Source organism: Frankia sp. Mgl5, assembly GCF_023242985.1.
GTDB classification, from domain to species: Bacteria; Actinomycetota; Actinomycetes; order Frankiales; family Frankiaceae; genus Parafrankia; species Parafrankia soli.
The window spans coordinates 1-4,828 of record NZ_JALKFY010000723.1; the positions used below are offsets into that span (position 1 = coordinate 1).

The 4,828-nt window shown below is 69.6% G+C and carries 5 protein-coding genes; 2 read left to right on the forward strand and 3 right to left on the reverse strand.

Going from position 1 to position 4,828, the window contains the following annotated elements; all coding sequences use genetic code 11:
- Positions 1-113, forward strand: a 113-nt coding sequence (locus MXD62_RS26995) for an SAM-dependent methyltransferase (RefSeq protein WP_251082386.1), incomplete at its 5' end; no start/stop codon positions are given.
- 126 nt (positions 114-239) lie between these two features.
- Here the strand turns inward: MXD62_RS26995 and MXD62_RS27000 are convergent.
- On the reverse strand, positions 240-2,000 hold the full coding sequence (locus MXD62_RS27000; RefSeq protein WP_248832220.1) for a GGDEF domain-containing protein: 1,761 nt from the start codon (positions 1,998-2,000) through the stop codon (positions 240-242).
- 284 nt (positions 2,001-2,284) lie between these two features.
- Between MXD62_RS27000 and MXD62_RS27005 the strand changes: the two genes are divergently transcribed.
- Positions 2,285-3,046 carry a protein phosphatase 2C domain-containing protein gene (locus MXD62_RS27005; RefSeq protein WP_248832221.1) on the forward strand — a complete coding sequence of 254 codons (762 nt, stop codon included), beginning with the start codon at positions 2,285-2,287 and terminating at the stop codon, positions 3,044-3,046.
- A gap of 344 nt (positions 3,047-3,390) precedes the next feature.
- Here the strand turns inward: MXD62_RS27005 and MXD62_RS27010 are convergent, their stop codons facing one another.
- Together MXD62_RS27010 and MXD62_RS27015 are read right to left on the reverse strand one after the other, a co-directional pair.
- Positions 3,391-4,173 (reverse strand): TetR/AcrR family transcriptional regulator, encoded by a 783-nt coding sequence (locus tag MXD62_RS27010; RefSeq protein WP_248832222.1) that lies wholly within the window; start codon positions 4,171-4,173, stop codon positions 3,391-3,393.
- Between the two features lie 467 nt (positions 4,174-4,640).
- Positions 4,641-4,828 (reverse strand): hypothetical protein (locus MXD62_RS27015; RefSeq protein WP_248832223.1); only part of this gene is annotated, 188 nt, incomplete at its 5' end.

The following is a 4,828-nucleotide window of genomic DNA, read 5'->3' on the forward strand; positions in this document are numbered from 1 at the left end:
TCGTCGAGCCGGGTGTCGTGCCGGTCCACCGCTGGCACGCGGAGAAGGACGCCGGTGAGGAACTGGCCGACAGCCGCATCAACGTCTACGGCGCCATCGCCCGCGTCCCCTAGGGACTGTCTGGCCAGCGACGGGACCCATTGCGACCAGGCCATGGCCGGTATCCGGGTATCCAGGTTCCGCGCCTTGGGCGAGGGCGGCCTATGACAAGCACGACCCGTCGGGGCGTGGCGGGGAATTCACGGAACGGGACCCGGATCGTGCGCCGGGCGGTCCCGAAACCCACAAACCGAACTTTCAACCGATCGTGTCGGGTGGTCGGGGTGATGGTTGGTGGTGGTCGTGGGGGTGGACGGGTCGGGTTGGTAGATGACGAGTCCGCCGGTTTGTGCGCGTTTGGCGGTGTACATGGCCAGGTCGGCCTGGTGGATCAGGATGTCGGGGGTGGCGGGTCGGGTGCGGGTGCTGTCGAGGGTGACCAGGCCGAGGCTGGCACGGGGGGTGTAGGGCCGCCCCGCCAGCAGGCAGGGGGCCTGGACGGCGGTGGCGAGCCGTTCGCCGATGCGGCGGGGGTCGTCGGGGCCGCAGCCGTCGAGGATGACGCCGAACTCGTCGCCGCCGAGGCGGGCGACGGTGTCGATCGCGCGGGTTTCCGCGCGTAGCCGGTCGGCGCTGATCTGGAGGAGTTCGTCGCCGGCGGCGTGGCCGAAGGTGTCGTTCACCTTTTTGAAGCCGTCAAGGTCGAGGAACAGGACGGACACCGTGTCCTCGCCGGAGGTGATGGCGGGGGTGTGGGTGGTGTCGCTGTCGGTGCCCTGGGTGAGGGCTCGTTGCAGCCGGCGGGTGAACAGTGTCCGGTTCGCCAGGCCGGTCAGCGGGTCGTGGAACGCCTGGTGGTGCAGTTGCCGTTCGCGTTCCCGGATCTCGGCGAGTAGCCGGGTGTTCTCGGCGAGGGTGACCATCTGCCGGAGCAGGGCGAGCACCAGCAGTGTGATCATGCCGTAGGTCTCGAACCGGTCGAGGTGGGCACCGGTGGCCATCTTGCCCAGGATCAGCAGGCCCGCCGCGGCGAGCACGATGTAGGGCAACGCGGCGTACGTCCACATCGCCCGCGGGCTGGGCGGGGCGGGGCCCTCAGGGGGTGCGGGGGCCGGGGCCGGGACGAACGCGGCGAGGAAGATCAGCAGGAAAGCGAGAGCGAACCCGATCAGGCCCCAGGGCGGCAGGTGGAACCCGTACTCGGCGGCGACGTAGGTCATGACGTTGGTGGTGAGTCCGTAGGCCAGCAGGCCGGTGCCCAGTAGCGCCAGCGTCGCCGGGGCGCGGGGCCGGCGGAAGCTGGCGATCAGCACGACCGCGGTGGCGAGGATCAGACCGGCACCCTGATGGGTCAGGGCGAGCCGGAACGGCCTGAGGCCGGGGCCGGTCTGGACGATCGTGGCGAGCACCGTCCCCCATTGCAGCAGGACGAGCGAGCCGGCGATCAGCAGGCAGTCCAGCAGGGTGATCGCATGCCAGCGGTGGGCGCCGTACCACCGCCTGCCAGGGCTCCCGCCTCGGTCGTCCACCGGGTCGGTGGGCAGGGACAGCAGCCCGGCCAGTGCCACCCCGTAGAAACTGAGGAAGACGGCATACGCCGGGGACATGCCTTGCCTGTGGGGCAGGTCTCCGGCCAGCAACGTCGGTGCGATCGAGAGGCTGGCGAGCATCGCTCCAGCGGCGGTGAGACCGACGAGCACCCGCCAGCGGCGCTCCGCCCCGCGTACCCACCGGGCGGTCCAGAAACAGGCGGCCGCGGCGGCGAACTGGGCGGCGGCGGAGACGAGGTCCGTGGCGACGCGGGCGGAGCGTAGGTCCAGCAGCACCGCGAAAGCGACATCCAGCCCCAGCAGCGCCAGGGCGGCGGCGATGGCGCACCACAACACTCGTGGCGTACGGCCCGAACGGGTCAGACGCCACGGACTATGTGCAGAAACGACGACGTTGCGGAGTTCGGGCATCACCCACACCCCCGCAAGGAAGCGTATCGCAATCATTTTGATTCGTACAGTGACGATTCGGTGAGGGTGGGTTGAACAAGGAGGGCTCCGTCACGGCGAACCTCGTGACGGAGCGGCTGTAGCGGGGTGCAGTCGCCGCGGGCTGTGGCGATGCCAGCGTCGCTGGCAGGCTGACGTCCTGCCCTACCTGCCCTACGCTGTCGGCGGTCGGCTGGTGGAGGTGTGCACGCTGTGATCGCAGGTGACATGGCCCAGCCCTTCAACCATTTCAAGATCCCAGACTGATGCGCGCGGCCTTCGCCACCGAGCACACCCCCGGCCGGGTCAACGAGGACGCGGTCGCCGTCGGCGACGGCTGGGCGTTCATCCTCGACGGCGCGACCGCCCGTGCCGGTGTGGTCTCCGGGTGCGTGCACGACGTCCGCTGGCTCGCCAGCACCCTCGCCGGGGAGCTCGCCCAGCGGCTACTCAGCTCGCAGCAGACTCTCCCAGCTCTCCCAGACCTGCTTGCCGAGTCCATCCAGGCAACCCGCCGCCAGCACGGCCCCGACTGCGACCTGTCGAACCCCGACAGTCCCAGCTCTACCGCCGTCATCGCACGGTGGACATCCGACGAGTTCGAATACCTCGTCCTTGCCGACTCGCCGCTGATCCTCGACCTCGGTGGAACCATCCGCCCGATCATCGACGACCGGATAGCGCACCTGCCGGACTACTCGGCAGACGGGGTGGCCCGTTCCCGGAACCAGCCGGGCGGGTTCTGGGTGGCTTCCACCAACCCTGACGCCGCATATCAGGCCGTCACCGGTTCGGCGCCGGCTGAGGAGGTCCACCGCGCGGCCCTGCTGTCGGACGGCGCGTCCCGGCTCGTCGAACAGTTCGGCGTGCTGGACTGGCTGGGCCTGATGGATCTTCTGGACAAGTCGGGGCCTGCCGAGTTGATTCGCCGGACCCGCGCGGCGGAGCGCGCCGAGGCACCCGAGATGTCTGCACGCCGCCAGGAGAAGCGCCACGATGACGCGACCGCCATCCTGCTCCGCGGGTAGAGGGGTGTTGATCCGGGCACGAGATCGCGACCCGGCCCGTCGGTCGATGTTCGTCCGCGGTTCCGGACCCGTCGCCGGCGGGGAGCCGGGCCCGGGGTGCCCTGGTACAGCAGCAGCTCGGACAGTTCGTCCAGTACCTCGAGCTGCTGACAGAAGGCTGTCGGGCGCCGTCAGGGAATGGAACCGGGGCTGGCCGATTCCCGTCCCCGTTGAGGACGGGATCAAAGCGCCCGGGACGGGGCGTGCAGGGAGGCGTCTGGTCGCGCGACGCCGGGGGACCGCTGGGTCGGCGCAGCCGCCCTGTTCAAGCTTGGCCTCTCAGGGGGCGGGTATCCGCGGTGCGGTTATTGATTGCTGGGGAGTTGGCTGGCGACGCCGTCGAGGAAGAGGGTCATGCCGTGGGTGAAGACGTCGTCGGCGGAGGCGGCGGTGTAGAGATTCCCGGCCGTACGCAGCGCCGGGAAGTCGTCGGCGGGTAGTCCGTCGAGAAGTTGGCGCAGGTCGGCTGCTCCGGCCACTCCGTTCGAGCCGCGACCGGCGGGGCTGCGTCGGATGTTGGTGGAACCGCCAACGAACTCGATCATCGTTATGGTCGTGTAGACCGCCTGTCTGTCGGTCAGTCCGGCCTCGCGGTACAGGGCGAGGGCGAATTCGACGAGGCGCAGCATGTTCGGCCCGGATCCGGATCCCGATTTGCTCCGTCCAGCCGACGGGGGCAGCGGCTGGCTGAGGATGACCCTGCGCATCTCGAACATCAGCGCCTCGACGTCGGCGCGCCAGCCGCGGCCGGTGCGATCGAGCCGGATGTCGCCCATCACGTGGTCGGCGATGAGGGCGATCAGCTCGTCGCGGCTGGCGATGTGCCGGTAAAGCGAGGCGTTGCTGGTGCCGAGCCGTTCGGCGACCGAGCGCACGGTCAGCGCTTCCAGCCCTTCCTCGCGGAGGATCTCCAGGGCCGTCTCGACGATGCGTTCGGTGGACAGTCCGCCGGCTCGCGGCCTGCGGCGACGGTCGACCAGGGCGCGCTCCGCCCACCAGCGGGCGGATCCGGGCTCGGCGGGTACCGCCGTCTCCTCGGTCGGTGCGGCTCCGTCGCCGTGAGCAGGCGACCGGAGACCATCGGTCACTGCGGGTGGTGAAGATGTCACAGGGCCCTCCGGTTCCGTCTTGACGGTATGCGAGCATCGCCCGCATACTCATCCACTGGCAAGCGACCGCCAGTCGCATAAGGAGTGGGTGTGCGGCCACGATTACAGCGCGGACCTACTTGTGTCTACCGACATGGGTCCCAACCGCCGGCCACGAGAGCGGCGGGGTACCGCGACCGACGTCGTCGCCACATCCTGGCTGGTCGCATGACCAGACCCACCCCCGCCACCACCCACCCGGCTGACCGGCAAACGTCATGTCTTCTCCCGACGCGCGCCATCTGGCCCGCACTGTCGGCGTTCTCCCGACATCACCAAAAAGACTTCTCCACCCGGCCCGGCGAACAGACAGGCGACCTTCAGCTTGATCTCAAGCAGCCCGCCGGGAAGATTCCGCGCCCAACCAGCTCGGTGGATTTCACCGGCGCCCCGGCCGGTAGGGCTCCTCACCGCCGCCCGCGGCGCGCCCACCAGCGCGCAGGGAATCCACCCAGGCGGAAAGGTGATCCGCCGATCCCCGCGTACACGATGTGGCCGGTGACCGCCACCGGCGATGAGGCGGGAGAGTGTTCATGACCGCGGTGATGCAGGGTGTACGGATCCTCGAGGTCGCTGAGCACACGTTCGTACCCGC

Bases quoted from the DNA above. Each gene is read 5' to 3' on its own strand.
- MXD62_RS27005 (WP_248832221.1), top strand. From the start codon at position 2,285: ATGCGCGCGGCCTTCGCCACCGAGCACACCCCCGGCCGGGTCAACGAG.
- MXD62_RS27000 (WP_248832220.1), bottom strand. From the start codon at position 2,000: ATGCCCGAACTCCGCAACGTCGTCGTTTCTGCACATAGTCCGTGGCGT.